The 19290-nt window shown below is 43.6% G+C and carries 13 protein-coding genes; 1 reads left to right on the top strand and 12 read right to left on the bottom strand.

Features of this window, described 5'->3' with window-relative positions; all coding sequences use genetic code 11:
• Positions 1 to 47 precede the first annotated feature (47 nt).
• From ACMXYP_RS01495 to pilM, 10 genes are all read right to left on the bottom strand, one after another.
• Entirely contained in the window at positions 48 to 1469 is a 1422-nt protein-coding gene (locus ACMXYP_RS01495) for an FAD-dependent oxidoreductase (RefSeq protein WP_415883247.1), read from the bottom strand.
• A gap of 75 nt (positions 1470 to 1544) precedes the next feature.
• On the bottom strand, positions 1545 to 5996 hold the full coding sequence (gene gltB / locus ACMXYP_RS01490; protein ID WP_415883246.1) for a glutamate synthase large subunit: 4452 nt from the start codon (positions 5994 to 5996) through the stop codon (positions 1545 to 1547).
• 195 nt (positions 5997 to 6191) lie between these two features.
• Positions 6192 to 7754, bottom strand: a complete 1563-nt coding sequence (locus tag ACMXYP_RS01485; RefSeq protein WP_415883245.1) for an SPOR domain-containing protein — start codon at positions 7752 to 7754, stop codon at positions 6192 to 6194.
• Between the two features lie 28 nt (positions 7755 to 7782).
• On the bottom strand, positions 7783 to 8877 hold the full coding sequence (gene aroB, locus ACMXYP_RS01480; protein WP_415883244.1) for a 3-dehydroquinate synthase: 1095 nt from the start codon (positions 8875 to 8877) through the stop codon (positions 7783 to 7785).
• Between the two features lie 9 nt (positions 8878 to 8886).
• The gene (gene aroK, locus ACMXYP_RS01475; protein ID WP_415884698.1) at positions 8887 to 9387 is read right to left on the bottom strand and encodes a shikimate kinase AroK; all 501 of its coding nucleotides are present in this window, start codon (positions 9385 to 9387) and stop codon (positions 8887 to 8889) included.
• Between the two features lie 45 nt (positions 9388 to 9432).
• A complete protein-coding gene (gene pilQ, locus ACMXYP_RS01470; RefSeq protein WP_415883243.1) occupies positions 9433 to 11556 on the bottom strand; it encodes a type IV pilus secretin PilQ in 2124 nt (707 codons plus the stop codon).
• A gap of 11 nt (positions 11557 to 11567) precedes the next feature.
• Positions 11568 to 12122 carry a pilus assembly protein PilP gene (locus ACMXYP_RS01465; protein ID WP_415883242.1) on the bottom strand — a complete coding sequence of 185 codons (555 nt, stop codon included), beginning with the start codon at positions 12120 to 12122 and terminating at the stop codon, positions 11568 to 11570.
• The gene (locus ACMXYP_RS01460) at positions 12119 to 12757 is read right to left on the bottom strand and encodes a type 4a pilus biogenesis protein PilO (RefSeq protein ID WP_415883241.1); all 639 of its coding nucleotides are present in this window, start codon (positions 12755 to 12757) and stop codon (positions 12119 to 12121) included. The genes ACMXYP_RS01465 and ACMXYP_RS01460 overlap by 4 nt, the downstream gene beginning before the upstream one ends.
• The gene (locus ACMXYP_RS01455; protein WP_415883240.1) at positions 12754 to 13308 is read right to left on the bottom strand and encodes a PilN domain-containing protein; all 555 of its coding nucleotides are present in this window, start codon (positions 13306 to 13308) and stop codon (positions 12754 to 12756) included. Before ACMXYP_RS01455 ends, ACMXYP_RS01460 begins: the two co-directional genes overlap by 4 nt.
• Before the next feature lie 5 nt (positions 13309 to 13313).
• A complete protein-coding gene (gene pilM, locus ACMXYP_RS01450; protein ID WP_415883239.1) occupies positions 13314 to 14375 on the bottom strand; it encodes a type IV pilus assembly protein PilM in 1062 nt (353 codons plus the stop codon).
• Between the two features lie 162 nt (positions 14376 to 14537).
• Here pilM and ACMXYP_RS01445 point away from each other — a divergent pair, with 162 nt between their 5' ends.
• On the top strand, positions 14538 to 16892 hold the full coding sequence (locus tag ACMXYP_RS01445) for a penicillin-binding protein 1A (RefSeq protein ID WP_415883238.1): 2355 nt from the start codon (positions 14538 to 14540) through the stop codon (positions 16890 to 16892).
• 64 nt (positions 16893 to 16956) lie between these two features.
• Here ACMXYP_RS01445 and fba read toward each other — a convergent pair whose 3' ends face one another.
• Together fba and ACMXYP_RS01435 are read right to left on the bottom strand one after the other, a co-directional pair.
• Positions 16957 to 18021, bottom strand: coding sequence for a class II fructose-bisphosphate aldolase (gene fba, locus ACMXYP_RS01440; protein WP_415883237.1), 1065 nt, complete (start codon positions 18019 to 18021; stop codon positions 16957 to 16959).
• A gap of 85 nt (positions 18022 to 18106) precedes the next feature.
• The gene (locus tag ACMXYP_RS01435; RefSeq protein WP_415883236.1) at positions 18107 to 19270 is read right to left on the bottom strand and encodes a phosphoglycerate kinase; all 1164 of its coding nucleotides are present in this window, start codon (positions 19268 to 19270) and stop codon (positions 18107 to 18109) included.
• Positions 19271 to 19290: the final 20 nt, after the last annotated feature.

The raw sequence follows: 19290 nt of genomic DNA, 5'->3' as shown, positions 1-19290 counted from the left end.
CGGCCTTCTTAGAAGTACCGGATTTTTTCAAACGGATTAGTTAGAGATTAAACTTCCAAGTAATCCAGCATACCTTCTGCAGCTTTACGACCTTCAGCAATCGCCGTTACTACTAGATCAGAACCACGTACCATATCACCACCAGCGAATACTTTTTCGTTAGTAGTCTGGAACGGGAATGCATTCTGTTCTGGCGCTTTAACACGGCCATCTTCATGCAGATCGATACCAAAATCAGTAAACCATGGCGCTGGGCTAGGACGGAAACCAAATGCCACAAGAATAGCATCTGCTTCTAGAACCTCTTCAGAACCAAGAACGACTTCAGCACGACGACGACCATTTTCGTCTGGCTCGCCCATCTGCGTGCTAACAACCTTGATACCTGTTACTTTGCCATTTTCACCTACAACTTCAACAGGCTGACGGTTGAACTGGAACTGTACGCCTTCTTCACGCGCATTTTCCACTTCTTTCTTAGAACCAGGCATGTTCGCTTCGTCACGACGGTAAGCACAGATAACAGACTCAGCGCCCTGACGAATAGATGTACGGTTACAGTCCATCGCAGTGTCACCACCGCCAAGCACAACAACTTTCTTACCCTTCAGGTCAATAAAGCCGTTTTCATCTTGCTCGAAGCCAAGGCAGTTATTCACATTAGAGATCAAGAACGGAAGTGCATCATATACACCATCTAGATCTTCACCTGGGAAGCCACCTTTCATGTATGTGTATGTACCCATACCTAGGAATACTGCATCGTATTGATCGATCAGATCCTGCATCTGAACATCTTTACCTACTTCAGTATTCAGACGGAACTCTACGCCCATCTCGGTAAAGATTTCACGACGGCGGGACATTACGTCTTTTTCCAGCTTAAATTCTGGAATACCGAACGTTAGAAGACCACCGATCTCTGGGTTACGATCAAATACAACAGGTTTAACGCCATTACGTACAAGAACGTCTGCAGCTGCAATACCTGCTGGGCCTGCACCAATCACTGCAACTTTCTTATCAGTCTTTGGCGCCTGAGACATATCAGGCTTCCAACCCATCGCGAATGCCGTATCAGTAATGTATTTTTCTACAGAACCGATTGTTACCGCACCAAATCCATCATTCAGTGTACAAGCACCTTCACATAGACGGTCTTGCGGGCAAACACGACCACAAACTTCTGGCAGAGAGTTAGTCTGGTGACTTAGCTCAACCGCTTCAATAATGTTCCCTTCAGAAATCAGCTTAAGCCAATTAGGGATATGGTTGTGTACAGGACACTTCCATGAACAATATGGGTTACCACACTCTAAACAACGGTGTGATTGTTCAGATGCTTCTTCTTTCGCAAACGGCTCGTAGATCTCACCAAAGCCTTCTTTACGTACATCTGCATCAATTTTCTGTGGTCCTTTACGACCCACATCGAGGAACTGAAAATCGTTGTTCAAACGGTCAGCCATAATCCTCACCTCTTAAAAGCAGCCCTTAACAGCAGGGCTGCGGATTATTCTTCATCTACTTTAAAGGATCTGTTCTTACTCAGGACGAGTACGAATACTAGTCAACAGATCATTCAGGCTTGCAGCTTTTGGTTTAACCAACCAGAAGCGACCGATGTAATCATCAAGATTATCGATGATCTCTTGGCCCCATGCACTGCCTGTCTCTTTAGTGAACTCAATGATCACAGAGCGCAGATGATTTTTGTAAGCTTCCATATTTTCAGTGTGGATACGCTGAATCTCTACTAGCTCGTGGTTATATTTATCCACGAAGCTGTTATCCATATCCAGAACGTAAGCAAAGCCACCTGTCATACCAGCACCGAAGTTGTAGCCCGTAGAGCCCAACACAGTAACCAAACCACCCGTCATGTATTCACAACAGTGATCGCCAGCACCTTCAACGACAGCATGTACACCAGAGTTACGTACACCGAAACGCTCGCCTGCTTGACCCGCTGCAAATAGCTTACCGCCAGTTGCACCGTATAAGCAGGTATTACCCATGATGGCAGTTTCATTTGACTTGAATGTTACTTCGTCAAATGGACGGATAACGATCTTACCGCCAGCCATACCTTTACCAACGTAGTCGTTAGCATCACCTTCTAGGTATAAGTTCTGACCACCAGCGTTCCAAACACCAAATGATTGGCCTGCATGACCTTTAAACTTGAAGGTTACAGGCTGATCACTCATGCCTAGGTTGCCATGCTGTTTAGCAATTGCACCAGAGGTACGAGCACCTACAGAACGGTCACAGTTAGTGATCACCAGTTCGTATTCACCGCCAGTCTTATCAGCAATCGCTTTCTCAGCAAGCTCTAGCATCTGAGTGTTCAGCTCAGCTAGGTCGTATGGTTCGTTACGCTCTACCTGACAAGTGTTAGGGAAATCTTCACCAGCAGATGTCAGAATTGGAGATAGATCTAAATTCTTCTGACGAGGTGTTTCACCGTCAAGGATCTCTAGAAGATCTACGCGACCTACTAGTTCTTCCATAGAACGAACACCTAGCTGTGCCATTAACTGACGAGTTTCTTCAGCAACGAAACGGAAGAAGTTCTTAACCATCTCTACCGTACCGCGGAAGTGATCTTCACGCAGTTTATCGTTCTGAGTAGCAACACCGGTCGCACAGTTATTCAAATGACAGATTCGTAGGTACTTACAACCCAATGCAACCATTGGCATTGTACCGAAACCAAAGCTCTCAGCACCTAGGATCGCGCCTTTAACAACGTCCAAACCAGTCTTCAAACCACCGTCCGTTTGTAGACGCACAGAACCGCGTAGTTGGTTACCACGTAGAGACTGGTGTGCATCGGCAAGACCAAGTTCCCATGGAGAACCTGCGTAATGGATCGATGTCATTGGTGAAGCCGCTGTACCACCATCGTAACCAGAGATAGTGATCAAATCTGCGTATGCTTTAGCAACACCACATGCGATCGTACCTACACCTGGACGAGATACCAGCTTCACAGAAACTAGCGCTTCTGGGTTAACCTGCTTAAGGTCAAAGATTAGCTGCGCCAAGTCTTCGATGGAGTAGATATCATGGTGCGGCGGAGGCGAAATTAGCGTCACGCCTGGTACAGAGTAACGTAGACGTGCAATCAGGCTATTAACCTTACCACCAGGTAGCTGACCACCTTCACCCGGCTTAGCACCTTGAGCTACTTTGATCTGCATAACTTCAGCGTTAGATAGGTATTCCGGTGTTACACCGAAACGACCCGAAGCAACCTGCTTGATCTTAGAACGCTTCATCGTGCCGTGACGAGCAGCATCTTCACCACCCTCACCGGAGTTAGAACGACCACCAAGTTCGTTCATCGCAACAGCAAGTGCTTCGTGAGCTTCTGGAGACAATGCACCTAGGGACATTGCAGCAGAGTCGAAACGTGGGAAAATATTGTCAGCCGGCTCTACCTCATTAATTGAGATAGCTTTAACATCTTTACGTAAGCCCAGCATGTCACGCAGAGTTGCGTAACCGCGGTTGTTAACCAGCTCAGCATAGCGTTGGTAAGCTTCAGGATTACCTGTTTCTACTGCTTCGTGGATAGTCTTAACTACGTCTGGGTTATAAGCGTGGTATTCACCACCATGCTTATACTTCAGCAAACCACCTGCTTGAATTGGCTTACGCGCAGTCCAAGCTTCTTTCGCTAGTAGGCCCTGCTCAAATTGGAAGTCCTCGAAACGAGCACCTTCAATACGGCTAGTAACACCTTTGAAACATAGGTCAACGATTTCAGAGCTTAGACCGATCGCCTCAAACAACTGTGCACCACGGTAAGAAGCAATAGTAGAGATACCCATCTTAGATAGGATCTTCATTAAGCCTTTGTTGATGCCTTTACGGTAGTTCTCGTGAGACTGAAGCGGCTCAATTTGAATTTCGCCAGCAGCGCATAGATCGTTAAGAACACGGTAAGCAAGGTATGGGTAAACAGCAGTCGCACCAAAACCAAATAGTACCGCGAAGTGATGAGGGTCACGAACCGTACCACTTTCTACAACGATGTTGGCATCACAACGCAAGCCTTTATCAACTAAGCGGTGGTGCACTGCACCTGTAGCTAAAGCAGCGTGGACTGGAAGGCAACCACGAGCGATATTAGCATCGCTTAGTACTAGAATGACTTTACCATCTCGAGCTGATTGTTCAGCTTGATCAGCAATAGACTTGATCGCGCCCTCAAGAGAGATCTCTTCAGGGTTATAGTTCAGATCAATTTGTGCAACTTCAAAGCCTGGCTCTTGGTTATCACGCAGGCGGTTAAACTTGCTTGCAGACAATACAGGCGTAGTCAGAATTACTCGACGAGCGTGTTCTGGTGTTTCTTCGAAAACATTCTGTTCAGAACCGATACACGTTTCTAACGACATAACGATCGCTTCACGTAGAGGATCGATAGGTGGGTTAGTAACCTGAGCGAATTGCTGACGGAAATAGTCATATAAAGAACGCACACGGTCTGATAGGACAGCCATTGGCTTGTCATCACCCATAGAACCGATCGCTTCCATACCACTCTCACCTAGTGGACGTAGGATCTGGTCACGCTCTTCAAAAGTAACCTGGAACATCTTCATGTGAGTTTTAATCTCGTCCGCTGACATAGCAGGGAAAGATTTAGACTCTTCTTCCAAGTCCATTGTCTGCTCTAAACGTAGAGCATTCTCTTTAAGCCATTTTTTATAAGGCTGTGCAGCTTTCAGGCGGTTATCTACATCTTGTGTATGCAGAACATCACCTGTCTGCGTATCGATAGCCAAGATCTGACCCGGCCCTACACGGCCCTGAGCAACAATATCTTCTGGCTGATAGCTAAATACGCCGATTTCAGATGCAGTACAGATATAACCTTGCTTAGTCATTACCCAACGAGATGGGCGTAGACCGTTACGATCAAGCATACATACAGCAAAGCGACCATCGGTCATTACCATACCCGCAGGGCCATCCCATGGCTCCATGTGCATAGAGTTGAAATCATAGAATGCACGTAGATCAGCATCCATAGTTTCAACATTCTGCCATGCTGGCGGTACGATCATACGCACTGCACGGTAGATATCCATGCCACCAACCAATAGGAACTCAAGCATGTTATCCATACTTGAGGAGTCAGAACCTGTTGTATTAACAATAGGCTGCAGCTCATCTAGGTTAGGTAGCAGATCTGTAGCAAATTTGCTTGCACGTGCTTTAGCCCAATTACGGTTACCTTCAACGGTATTAATTTCACCGTTATGCGCCAAGAAGCGGAAAGGCTGAGCTAAAGGCCAGCGTGGTGCAGTGTTTGTAGAGAAACGCTGATGGTAAGTACATACAGCTGTTTCAAGACGAGGATCTGCCAAATCTTTGAAGAAAACAGGTAGATCAACAGGCATAGTTAAACCTTTATAGGAAATAACTTTGTCTGAAAAACTACAAATATAGAAATCTTCATCAGCTGACATTGCAATTTCAGCTTTACGGCGTGCTGTAAACAAACTAATTGCTAGTTCACGTTCAGATTTGCTTGCCGCTGTAATAAAGACCTGTTCGATGAGTGGCAGGGTATCTTTTGCGATAGGCCCCAGACAAGATTCATCGGTTGGAACTACACGCCATCCAGCAACTTCAAGACCTTGATCAGTAATTGCAGTATTTACTGCGCTACGTGCTGCTTCTGCTTTCGCTGCATCACGTGGCAAAAATACCATACCAACCGCATAAAATTCGCCTAGATCGGTGTTAAATTCTTCCTGCGCAACGGTACGCAAAAAACCATCAGGTTTTTGCATCAACAGGCCACAACCGTCACCTGTTTTACCATCTGCCGCAATGCCACCACGGTGTGTCATGCACGCTAGTGCTTCGATCGCTTTTTCTAGCAGATCGTGACTCGCCTGGCCTTGCATGTGTGCCATAAGGCCAAAGCCGCAGTTATCTTTGAATTCACCGGGGCGATAAAGACCTTTGCTCATAAGCCATTCCCACTTAAAAATACTTAAAAATCAATATCTTAATAATTCTTTCTGCTGCAATATATGCGCCACTCAGCAAAAAGGGACAGCTATTCTACACGCGAAGTTAGTTCGGGACAAATTTCAAACAGTTGCCCGAGGATATTTGGAAGGGAATGACTCACTCAATAAGCAAGCCATCTATTTGTTTTTTAACTACTTTTTACTTTTAATATCTATTTTTACGCCTTGAATACTTCTTGCCCAAGGTTTCACGTTTTGTAGCTCTTTTGGCAATTTTCTAATCGCTGCATTCGCAATATCTCTATTAGCAAACTTACCATGTACAACTACGTGCCACGGTTGCCCTTTATATATTGTAGAGAAGTGGTAAAAATCACTCGGTTTTTGCTGTGATTTGATAAAACCAAGGGCACTTTCTTCTGACCTAGCACCTAACATCTGCAAGGTATAACCTTTATCAGGCCAATCCATCAATGCTTGTTCACTTAGACTCAGTCCGAGTGTTAACAACTTAGGCTTTGTCTCTTTAGATTCAACTTTTAGGCTCAGAGGCGTAACCGATGGCTGAGTTTCACTACTCGTCTGCACAACATCTCTAAGGTCTTTTTCTAACTGAGCTGTGTCGACTTTCTTAATTTCCGGCTTACCATTAGCAAGAGCCTTAGGTTTCACCGTAATCCCGCCTTGGGGAGAATGGTTAATTTCTTCAGTTTGTTTAGACGGCGCTTTTGCAATACTTGGTATTACATCTTCAGCTATTTTCGGTTGAACTACAGTTTTAAGTTTATCTTCCTGCTCTTTCAATCGCACAGAAAGCTCTTCGTGCGCTGGGGTTATTTCTTCAAGAACCTTTTCAGGCTGAACAGCCTTTCCCATCTGCAAGCTATCAACTTCGAGTGACTGAGCTTTATCAGAGCTTGCTGGCACCACTAAAGGAACAGATACTCGCTCTTCGACAGCCACTTGCTGCTCAATAGCTGGCTCTTCTGGCATAAACTTCCATAAAGAAACACCAAGAATCCCGATCAAAACAATTCCAATACCCATCATATGAATTGGTGGTAGAGGAAATGCCGTTTTCTTTTTAGGCGGAACAGTTATTTTACCACCAGCAAGAAGCGTTTCTATTCGCCCAGGCATACCACCAGAGAGGGCGATTAAATCTGATTTTTTCTTTTCAGCTAGAGTAGTAAGAGCTGGATGGCAGATCTGTAGATATTCAGCTGCTTCTTCATCTGACATACCCTCAATAGCCACATGATGAACACGTCCTTCCATTGCTTTGACAAGATCTGTAGCTAAAAGAGCTTCTGCATAAGACGGTTCAGACATCAAAATTAACTGAGCACCTGCTGCATGCAGATTTATCAGCAACTCAAATGCTTCATTAGATAGATATTCAGCATCATCAATTAGAATCAGACATTTCTGACCTGCAGAACTTAGCGCTTTTAGCTGAAGATGAAACACTTTCAACTGATCGGCAAATCCTGTTCCGGTCGCATTATGACTAGGCAATTGACCAATAAGGGATTCAAGGAGTTTCTGCTGTGATAATTCAGCTTCTGGCTTTATAAAACAGCTACAAAGAGTTGTATCACCCTTTTCTGGATGAAGTTGATCCAATAAAGTACTTTTTCCTGCACCTCTATCGCCTGACACTAACAGCAAAAAGTCAGAAAACCTGACTAAGTGCTTTAATTTATCTAGCAGTTGAAGACGGCTTGGCGGTTCAAAGTATATATTTGACTTCATCAGACAGGATCAACTCTTAAAGCATTAACTAACAGCAGTTACCTAACTTTTTACCCGCAGATAAGGTCTGGTCTAATAACTCCGCAGGAAAATCTGAAGTGACAATTGCTTTACCTACTTCTTGAAGTAATACGAGACGAATACTGCCATCAACAACCTTTTTATCCACAAGCATCAAATCTTTAAAAGTATCAACACCCATAGATTCAGGCGGCAACACTGGAAGATTAGCCGCTTCAAGTATATTCCTGATTCGATCAACATCTGAAGATGAGATCCAACCTAATCGACAAGACAGATCCGCCGCCATCATTGTTCCTGCGCCAACAGCTTCGCCATGAAGCCATTCGCCATAGCCCTGATCAGCCTCAATAGCATGACCAAAAGTATGCCCTAGATTCAGCCACGCACGAATACCAGCTTCTTTCTCGTCTTGTGCAACAACCTCTGCTTTTACAGCACAAGATCGGTAGATTGCCTGTTCAAGAAGATCTGACTGCAATCCCATCAGCCCATCAATATGATCTTCTAGATAACATAGGAAAGCTTCATCATAGATCAAACCATACTTAATCACCTCTGCCATACCTGCAGACAGCTCTTTTTCTGGGAGTGTATTTAAAACATCAGTATCAATAACAACACATTGAGGCTGATGAAAGGCCCCGATCATATTCTTGCCTTTCGGGTGGTTCACGCCGGTTTTACCACCAACAGAAGAGTCGACCTGAGAAAGCAGAGTCGTCGGCACCTGAACAAAGTTCACCCCACGCTGATAACAAGCAGCAGCAAAGCCTGTCATATCACCGATAACTCCACCACCTAGTGCGATGAGCGTTGTCGTTCTGTTATGACGATTTTCTAATAATGCATCAAAGATCGTATTGATCTGATCCATATTTTTATACTGCTCACCATCAGGCAAAATAACCGTATCTACTTGAAACTGGCCTGTAAGTGTTTTTTGTAAGCGTTCAAGATATAAAGGAGCGATTGTGTTATTCGTCACAATCAGAACCTGCTTACCCTTGATATATGGAGAAATTAGCCCCTGATCAAGTAAACCTTGACCAATAAAAATAGGGTAACTGCGATCACCCAAATCCACTTTTAATGTTTGCATAAAGAATTACTAATCCGCATCAAGCGGTGACTTTGCCTTCAATTGTTTAATGATGTCACTTGCGACAGTTTTGGGGTGACGCCTATCTGTTTTGACTATTATGTCAGCACAATCAAGATATAAGGGATGACGCTCAGCCATAAGCGTTTCTAGGACAGCTCTAGGGTTCTCTGTTTGCAGCAAAGGTCTATTTTTGTCACGAGAAGTTCTATCTAATTGCTGATCCACTGATGTTTCCAAATAAACTACCGTACCATTCGATTGCAACGCAGCTCGATTAGCAGCCCTCAACACAGCCCCTCCACCTGTAGAAAGGACAATAGAGCGATCTTCCGCCAGATCCTTTATGACGCTTTCCTCCCTATCGCGAAAACCTGTTTCGCCTTCCACATCAAATATCCAAGGAATATCGGCACCGGCACGGTCTTCTATTTCACGATCAGAATCAACAAATTCTAACTTTAATTCTTGAGATAACAAACGGCCTATGGTGCTTTTTCCAGCTCCCATAGGCCCAACGAGAAAGATGTTCAATTCACACAACCATTCTTACAATTACTGAGAAGTTAATGAATTTCTAACCAATTTAGGTGTAATAAAAATCAACAACTCAGTTTTTTCAGATTTATTCTCTTTATTTCGGAAAAGCGCACCCATAATAGGAAGGTCACCTAGCAAAGGTATTTTACCAACAGCCTCACTAGTTTCATTTTTGAATACCCCACCTAGGACGATTGTTTGACCGTCTGGAACAACCACCGAGGTTTTAAGCTCATTATTATCAATACTTAGCTCACCATTAGGCAACACAGCACCTATGGAATCTTGTTTAATTTCCAAATCCATAGCAATCCTATCACCTGGATTAATACGAGGAGTAACATCTAATTTAAGTACAACATCCTTAAAATTAATGCTTACTTCTCCATCTTCAACTGTCTGGAAAGGAATTTCAGAGCCTGATTCAATAGAAGCTTGTGTACCATTTGTTGTCATAACTTTTGGTTGAGATATTACTTCAGCTTTACCATCTGTTTCCAAAGCGCTTAGCTCCAGAGCAAGCAAAGAACTAGAACCCGGCTTAAACCCGATCGCTATAGCACCAGCATTAGCAGCAGTTGCACCTAAATCAACCTGTAGACCAGCTTCTGTAGGAGGCGAACCAAAATCAATAGAACCAATATCTCTATTTACTATCCAGCCCTCCCCATTACTATCAACATCGTTATAACCAAATCCCCAACGAACCCCAAGATCTTTAGTCACGCTAGATCTGGCATTTACCAAACGCGCTTCAACCAAAACCTGTTCAACTTCGACATCAAATCGGCGTAAGGTGTTACGAATAGCCTCAATATCTTTAGCTGTACCTTTGACCATCAATATATTAGTTTCGTCATCTGACATGACAAAGCCACGTTCTGAAATTAGCTTCGCCTTCTCAATAGCATCAAGCATTACTGAAGCCTTACGATATTCAACTTGAATATATTCAGTTCGTAATGGAGCTAACTGTTCTACTTTTTGAGAACTTTCTAACTCCTCCCGTTCCCGTTTAGCAATTTCCGATGCAGGAGCAATCAGCAATACGTTACCAACCGTTCTTTGATCTAACCCTTTAGTTTTTAGAATAATATCCAATGCTTGGTCCCAAGGCACATTCTTCAATCGAAGGGTTATATTGCCGCCTACCGTATCACTTACAACCAAGTTCAATTCAGCAACTTCAGCGATGATTTGCAATACTGACCGAAGCTCTACATTTTGAAAATTCAAGTCGATCGCTTCCCCACTAAATGGAAATAGATCTTTATCTCTTTCTTGTTTCTCAGAGGCACTTAAAGGCTTAAAGTCCAAAACCAACTTATTATCAGTCTGATAAGCCAAGTACTCATATGGTTCTGCACTAGGTTTAACAAGAATACTAGTATTACCACCGTTAGCCATCGCATCAATAAACATAACTGGCGTTGCAAAATCCTGCACATCTACTCGTTGCTCTAAAGCGCGAGACAGATCAGCACCAATCAAATTAACTACAACATTATTCCCTTCTTCTTGAATATCTACCCCAGCTTTATCATCTGATAGGGTAATGCTTACTCGCCCTATGCCTCCCTCTTCTCGCTCAAAGTCCATGCCAACAACACTAGTGCGATCTGACATCAAGCCTGTAGCGCCAGAGCTACCCATTAAACTTTGTGACACCATACTTTTACTATCAGCAACTGGAGGGGCAGCATTCACTTGATCACCACCCGATTGGATAATCACAAAAAGACTATTCCCCTCAGAGAAGGCTTTATACGAAGAAGGCTCAAACAAGCTAGTAACAACACGTAACCGGCCATCTGTTTGAGCAAAATTTACCGTATCAACCTGACCGGTTTTAACATCCAAAGAACGGGTCCCTAAACCATTTTCTACTCCCCAAAGGTCCATAACTAATCGTGCAGGCTGATTTATCATATAAGTTTGAGGTGATGGAGGTGCAGCATCGAAGTCAAACCTAAGTTCAACCTTACCTCCTGGCAAAGCAACAAAATTAGCCTGTTTCATCTGCACTTCAGCTGCCGCCCACTGCGACAAAAACACACTGATAAAAGCAACACACAGAAGGTAAACTTTTTTATAGTTAATGCTTGCTGTAACAGTGTTCATGGGGACCCGAATTTTCACAATATTATCCCTTATTCCGGCTCATTCAAGGCAAGGCTACGTGTTCGCTTCATCCAACCACCGCGCCCATTTTTTATTATTTCCAACAAATTAATCTGTCTTTCATCTAATGAGATGATTTCGCCATGATCTAATCCCATATAGTCACCTATAGTGACCCGATGAATTTCAGAGTTTTGATCTTCGATTAGCGCCCACAGGCGTTCATCTTGTCGTTGATTGATAGTGCCAACCATCCTTAGTTTATCAACAGGGAATGATTCTAAATAATCCTTCTCTCGTTCCTGATCTGGCTGTACTTCACTAAGCCCTCCATTTTCAGAAGACACACTTTCTTCCTCAAATACAGGAGAAATTGCTCTGAAAGGCTCTCTCATAGAAGCGCCTTCATACACAAAGCTATTATAGGGCTTAAATTCGGGCAAAGGCTCTATTTTTCCGCCTTTAACCTTGCTTGTTTTAGCCACATATTTTTTCAAATCTGCGGTATCATCCACCCAGTCTATGCACCCTGTAATTAGAAAGGGGAACATAGAAACGGCAAGAAATCTCGCTATATTAATCATTTCCGCCCCTTCTTACGTTTCTTTTTCTTGGGCTTAGCCTTAGTGTCATCATACCTATAGGTTTTAGCCTCAATATTCATCGACACCCCTGACTGAGAGGGTTTTATCACATAGTTATGCATTGTCACGATTCTGGAAAGACCGGCCACACCACTGACAAACTGCCCTAATTGATGGTATGAACCTGATACAGAGATCTTAATTGGAAGCTCTCGATAAAAATCTCTTCTTTTTTCAGAAGCTAAAACAATTGAACCTATATTCAAACCTGCCGAAGTACCCAAATTAGTTATATCATCAAGCAAGCCTGGAACTTCTTTTTCAGTAGGTAGCTGTTTTAATAATTCCTTAAATCGCCCCTCTACATCTTTCATTTGTAATCGGAGAGCATCCAAATTAGCTACCTGTACAGCTTTACTCTTATATTGTTTTTTGAGACCTTCTTCTTTTGATATAACTCGCTTCAGACTTTCCTGTTTATCTGTAATGTAAAAATGAATCCCGCCTGCCACGATAATACATATCACTAAGAGGTAACTAACTACTTTAATGCCTACAGGCCAATTGCCTGAGTTAGAAAAATCCATATTCCCTGGATCAAAGCCCTTAAATGCATTCTTTAACCCCTGCATCATTTACTCCCTTGATCTGTCTTCGGCGTTAAAACCGGCAAAGCCAAAGAGAACTCATTTAAGTCTTGCTTAGCCAACTTCACTTTACTAAGAGCAGGCTCTCCGAACCATATTGAGCTCTCAATATTACGCATAAGATTGGAGACATCTAACTTATCTTCAGCCAATCCTTTTATATCAATATTATTACCTTTACGACTAACACTTGAATAATAAATCCCATCTGGCAAAACTTTCACTAGCTCATCAAAATTTCTGACGATTAGTGGTCTAGATGCCTGAAGATTTTGAATAGCATCCAAACGGGCAAGCAAACGCTTTTTTTTCGCTTTAAGGTCTTTAATTTCTTTCAACTGTTTATCCAATTTAGCAGCTTCAGCTTTAAGATAATTATTCCGTTCCAACTGACGTTCATGCATAACATCAAAGTAATAACCTATTGCCAGTACCACCCCCCCAGCAAATAAAACAGCTACGAACAAATTCACCAAAAAGTTTTTTTGCCGCTCCTGAGACCTTTCCTCTCTCCAAGGCCTTAGATTAATCGTTGCCATCGCCTCTAGCCCTCAAATCCGCGCATTGCTAAACCGCAAGCTTTAACCAAAGATGGAGCATCCCTTTCCAATCGAGATCGATTAACTCGCGAATTAACTGACATTTTAGAAAATGGATTTGCCATATCCGCATTGATACCTAACTCTTCAGCCAACTGATCAGCTAAACCATCAATAGTGGCCGTACCACCCGATAAGTACAAAGCAGACAGTTCATTATGCGCACCTGAAGAATAAAAGAATTGCAGCGAACGGGAAACTTGCTGCGCAACAGTACCTCTAAACGGAAGGACAACCATTTCCTGAATTTCAGTAGAAAGATCATTCAACCTCAAAGACTGCTCCACTTCCTCAATACTCATACCATACTGCTGGTGTATAGTATTAGTTAGGTCATTACCACCAAAAGCCTGTTCACGGCTATAAACAATCTCATTCCCTTTAAAAACATTCAAAGTCAAAGTAGCGGCCCCTATATCTACTACCCCAACGAGATCGGTCTCATCACGAGGCTCTGAAGAGGTTAAGGGAAATGCTCGTTCTACTGCGTAAGTATCCACATCAACAATAGAACACTGCAAACCTGCATTACTAATAGCATCCTCACGTTGTTCAACATCAGTTTTACGACATGCCACCAGTAACACTGTATCTAAATTGTCATTATTTTTAACAGGGCCGATAACTTCAAAATCGAGCGCCACTTCATCAAGTGGATAGGGAATAAATTGATCAGCTTCGACCTTAATTTGATCTTCCAGCTCAAATTCCGTAAACGCATTACTCATTTCAATACGTTTAGTAATAACAGCAGAGGCAGGTACAGCTGCTATCGCCGATGACATTTTCCCACCAGCCACTTTAACTGCCTTTTCTATGGTTTCAGCAACTTCACCAACATCTTGGATATTGCCATCAATTACCGCTGTAGGAGGTAAGGAGACAACAGCATACGCTTCAAGCGTATAGCCACTACCACTTTTGGACAGAGCAACCAGCTTCACAGATGATGAGCCGATATCCAGTCCGACTAAACTACCCGACTTGTTCCCCAAAAAGCCAAACACAAATATATTCCCTAACTTAATCCTGCGTTAATGTGCATTTAGTACTCTAGGCCAACTCTTAGCATTATTAAAAATTTAATTTAAATTTAATAACCGCTAGAGGATCGATACTACCTGTCTATATAATAGACCTAAATTAACTTCCGTAATTATCAGACTAGCATGTCAGCTATGGTTTCGCTTTTCAAACTTTTGTTTAAACTAGGTATTTTCTGCTTTTTTGTTGGTGTAATTGCGCTCGCAGGCGCCTATTACCACTTTGCTCCAAAGCTGCCAAATACGAATTCCCTTAGAGAAGTTCAGTTTCAAACTCCTTTAAGAATATACTCTCAGGATGAAAAACTCATCGCTGAATTCGGTGAAAAACGTCGTACACCTATCAACTTCGAAGAGATTCCACCTCAGTTTATTCACGCCCTTACTGCTGCTGAAGATAGCCGCTTCTTTGACCACTTTGGCATTGATATAAAAGGCCTCTCTCGAGCTGCCTTCCAATTAGCCTCAACCGGCCATATCCAAAGCGGTGGCTCAACTATCACCATGCAGGTCGCAAAAAATTTCTTTCTGACCCGCGAAAAAACATTCACCCGTAAGTTCATGGAGATTCTACTTGCACTTAGAATCGAGCAGGAGCTAAGCAAAGAAGAAATCTTCGAACTTTACATAAACAAAATTTACCTAGGCCATCGTTCATACGGCATACAAGCAGCCGCTAATGTCTATTACGGCACAAATATCGAAAACTTAAGTCTTGCTCAGCACGCAATGATAGCGGGCCTACCGAAAGCACCTTCTGCGTTTAATCCAATCACCAACCCCAGCAGAGCAATTGAGCGTCGTAATTGGATTCTTAAACGAATGCACTCACTTAGCTTTATTAATGATCAACAGTTAGAAGAAGCAATTGCAACTCCTGTTACAGCCAAATATCACACAAGCGATATTGAACTACGCGCATACTATGTTGCAGAGATGGTTCGCAAAGAACTATACGAGAAATACGGTGAAAATTTGTACACCGATGGATATAAAGTCTATACAACACTGGATAGCAAACTTCAATCGTCAGCAAACATCGCTGTATCAAACGGCTTAGTAGCTTACTCTGAGCGCCATGGTTACCTAGGAGCTGAGGACCAGTGGGATATTGCCAGCACCTCTTCTGATGATTTACAGAAGAAATTAAACAAAGTAATTTCCTACTTCACCCTTCAACCAGCAGTTGTTCTATCAGTCAATGATAAATCTGCAGAATTACTCTTGAAAGAAGGAAAAAAAGCGACACTAGAATGGGAAGGCATTGCTTGGGCTAAACCTTACAAATCTGTCAACTACACAGGCAAAGCCCCGAAAAAGGCTAGTGACGTATTAAAAATAGGAGACTTAATTCGAATTAGAGAGAAAGAAGGAAAATTCCATCTTACACAAACGCCTAAAGTACAAGGCTCCCTTGTCGCCCTGAACCCTAAAGATGGCGCTATCGTATCTCTCGTAGGCGGATTTAATTTTACTCACAATAAATTTAATCGCAGCACCCAAGCTGTTCGTCAGCCGGGTTCAAACTTCAAACCTTTCATTTATGCAGCTGCACTAGATAAAGGTTATTCACCCGCCTCTTTGATTAATGACGCTCCAATTGTTATCCATGACCAGCAATTGGAAGGCAATTGGCGCCCAGAAAATTCCAGCAAAAAATTCTACGGTCCTACTCGCCTTCGTGAAGCACTTTATAAATCCAGGAACCTTGTTTCGATTAGGCTTCTGCGAGCAATCGGCATTGACGCGGCTCAAACCTACCTAGATTTAGCAGGTTTCGACCGCACAAAGCTACCCAATAACTTATCGTTATCTCTGGGCACAGCAGACGTAACTCCGCTTCAACTAGCGACAGGTTATGCCGCTTTTGCCAATGGCGGGTTTAAAGTAGAACCTTATTTTATTCAACGCATTGAAACCCAGTTTGGTGAAAACCTGTTCACTGCCCAGCCTGCTGTAGCATGCAAAACCGAGTGCGAGCAAAACCCAGAACAAAAAATTGCCCCGCAAATTTACAATGAACAAGTATCCTTCCTGACTTACAACATCATGCAGGATACAATTCGCCGAGGCACTGCGCGCAAAGCCCTAATACTTAAACGTAAAGATATTGCAGGCAAAACTGGCACAACCAATGATCAAAAAGATGCGTGGTTCTCTGGTTTTAACCAAGACTTCGTTGCTACTGCTTGGGTAGGTTTCGATCAACCTAAAACTTTAGGCCGACGCGAGTTTGGCGGCACCGCTGCCTTACCGATCTGGATCGATTTCATGCGAGATGCACTTGAGGACAAACCTGAAAACGCACCAAAAACCCCTCAAGGTATTGTTAGCGTAAAAATCGATCCTCGCAGTGGACAATTGGCTTACCCTGGGCAGACGGATGCCATCTACGAATACTTCCGTAAGAAAAACATTCCAACAGGCTACGCTACACCTAGCAATTCAGCATCCACCAATACTGCGGAAGAGCTATTCTAAGGCTTTTCTACAGCTATAAAAAAACCGCCCTAGGGCGGTTTTTTTATCTTAAACAGAAATATATTTAAGCGATTTTTGGATCTAGTTCACCACTTTCGTATTTCTCGGCCATTTTTTCCAGAGAGATAGCAGTGATCTTAGACGCATTACCTGCAGTACCGAAAGCTTCGTAGCGGTTAACACAGATATCTGTCATCGCTTCCATAGACTTCTTCAGGTATTTACGCGGATCAAACTCAGCTGGATTTTCAGCTAAGAAACGACGAATCGCACCTGTAGATGCTAGACGAAGGTCAGTGTCGATGTTTACCTTACGCACACCGTACTTGATGCCTTCAACGATCTGCTCAACTGGAACACCGTAAGTTTCTGGAATCTCACCGCCAAATTCATTAATTACAGCCAACCACTCCTGAGGAACAGAAGAGGAACCGTGCATTACTAAGTGGGTACCCGGAATACGCTCATTGATCGCCTTGATACGGTCGATCGCCAAGATGTCGCCTGTCGGTGGACGGGTAAACTTGTATGCACCATGAGATGTACCACAAGCAATTGCCAACGCATCTACACCAGTCTTCTTAACGAAGTCTGCTGCTTCATCTGGGTCTGTCAGCATCTGGTCGTGAGACAACGTACCTTCGGCGCCGATACCGTCTTCTTCGCCCGCTTGACCAGTTTCCAGGGAACCTAGGCAACCTAGCTCACCCTCTACAGAAACACCGCACGCATGCGCCATTTCAACCGTACGGCGAGTTACATCAACGTTGTATTCATAGCTTGATGGCGTTTTACCATCAGACATCAGGGAACCGTCCATCATTACAGAGGAGAAACCCATCGCGATAGTACGCTGACAAACCGCAGGAGACGTACCGTGGTCTTGGTGCATACATACCGGGATATGCGGAAATTCAGCGATCGCCGCTTCAATCATGTGACGCAGGAAGTTAGAGCCTGCGTATTTACGCGCACCGGCAGACGCCTGAACAATTACTGGAGAGTTAGTTTTATCTGCCGCTTCCATAATAGCGCGCATCTGTTCCAGGTTGTTCACGTTGAATGCTGGAATGCCATAATCGTTTTCAGCAGCATGGTCCAGCAGCTGACGCATGGAGATCAGAGCCATTTTGTCACCTTTAAATATCTGTTAACTTCGTCGAAAGACGGGGATGGGCAGAGTTTACCACCCATCCGACATTAAAATCAGGTTCTTATGAATTCTTTGCTTCCAGAGCCGCCACAGCAGGTAACTTCTTACCTTCAACAAACTCAAGGAACGCACCACCACCTGTAGAGATATAAGATACCTTATCCGCAATATCGTATTTATCCACAGCTGCTAAAGTGTCACCACCGCCCGCAATAGAGAAACCTTGGTTTTCTGCGATAGCTAGAGACAACGTCTTAGTACCTTCACCAAACTGGTCAAATTCAAATACACCAACAGGACCATTCCAGATGATTGTTCCTGCATCTTTTAGCAGCTCAGCTAGATTCTGTGCCGACAGTGGGCCAATATCCAGAATCATGTCATCTTCAGCTACATCATCAACAGATTTAACCGTCGCTTCAGCCGTTTCAGCAAACTCTTTTGCTACAACAACATCCACAGGCATCGGGATGTTTACTTTCTCCATCAGGTCTTGAGCTACTGGAATCAGATCGTGTTCGCACAAGGATTTACCCACTGGCTTACCAGCTGCAGCAAGGAAAGTATTCGCAATACCACCACCAACGATCAACTGATCAACTTGGTCGGATAGCGCTGTTAACACTTCAAGTTTTGTCGATACTTTAGATCCGCCAACGATCGCTGCAAGCGGACGAGCAGGCTTATCTAGCGCTTTACCTAATGCATCCAGTTCACCCGCCAGTAGAGGACCTGCGCAAGCTACTTCAGCAAATTTTGCCACGCCATGGGTCGACGCTTGAGCACGATGTGCCGTACCGAATGCATCCATAACATAAACATCACACAATGCAGCCATCTTCTGAGATAGCTCTTCATTGTCTTTCTTTTCGCCTACGTTGAAGCGAACGTTTTCCAGCAACACAAGATCGCCTTCAGCAACTTCAAAGCCCCCGTCCAACCAATCTTTAATTAGTGGAACTTCGCGGCCCAACAAGCTGCCAATATGGTTAGCTACAGGCTGTAGAGAGAACTCTTCGTTATATTCACCTTCCGTTGGTCGACCTAGATGAGACATTACCATCACCTTAGCACCTGCTTTAAGTGCCAGCTCAATAGTCGGCAATGATGCACGGATACGCGCATCAGAAGTTACTTCACCATTTTTCACTGGTACATTTAGGTCTTCGCGGATCAGAACTCGCTTGCCGCTCAGATCCAGTTCGCTCATTTTCAGTACGCTCATTGACGTGCCCTACTTAAGTT

This window comes from Neptuniibacter sp. QD34_54, assembly GCF_047778055.1.
In the GTDB taxonomy this organism is placed as follows: Bacteria; Pseudomonadota; Gammaproteobacteria; order Pseudomonadales; family Balneatricaceae; genus Neptuniibacter.
The sequence above is the reverse complement of the archived record's forward strand: the minus strand, read 5'-3'. Positions and strand labels throughout refer to the sequence as shown.

Bases quoted from the DNA above. Each gene is read 5' to 3' on its own strand.
- ACMXYP_RS01495 (WP_415883247.1), bottom strand. From the start codon at position 1,469: ATGGCTGACCGTTTGAACAACGATTTTCAGTTCCTCGATGTGGGTCGT.
- gltB (WP_415883246.1), bottom strand. From the start codon at position 5,996: ATGAGCAAAGGTCTTTATCGCCCCGGTGAATTCAAAGATAACTGCGGC.
- ACMXYP_RS01485 (WP_415883245.1), bottom strand. From the start codon at position 7,754: ATGAAGTCAAATATATACTTTGAACCGCCAAGCCGTCTTCAACTGCTA.
- aroB (WP_415883244.1), bottom strand. From the start codon at position 8,877: ATGCAAACATTAAAAGTGGATTTGGGTGATCGCAGTTACCCTATTTTT.
- aroK (WP_415884698.1), bottom strand. From the start codon at position 9,387: ATGGGAGCTGGAAAAAGCACCATAGGCCGTTTGTTATCTCAAGAATTA.
- ACMXYP_RS01465 (WP_415883242.1), bottom strand. From the start codon at position 12,122: ATGATTAATATAGCGAGATTTCTTGCCGTTTCTATGTTCCCCTTTCTA.
- ACMXYP_RS01460 (WP_415883241.1), bottom strand. From the start codon at position 12,757: ATGATGCAGGGGTTAAAGAATGCATTTAAGGGCTTTGATCCAGGGAAT.
- ACMXYP_RS01455 (WP_415883240.1), bottom strand. From the start codon at position 13,308: ATGGCAACGATTAATCTAAGGCCTTGGAGAGAGGAAAGGTCTCAGGAG.
- ACMXYP_RS01445 (WP_415883238.1), top strand. From the start codon at position 14,538: ATGTCAGCTATGGTTTCGCTTTTCAAACTTTTGTTTAAACTAGGTATT.
- fba (WP_415883237.1), bottom strand. From the start codon at position 18,021: ATGGCTCTGATCTCCATGCGTCAGCTGCTGGACCATGCTGCTGAAAAC.
- ACMXYP_RS01435 (WP_415883236.1), bottom strand. From the start codon at position 19,270: ATGAGCGTACTGAAAATGAGCGAACTGGATCTGAGCGGCAAGCGAGTT.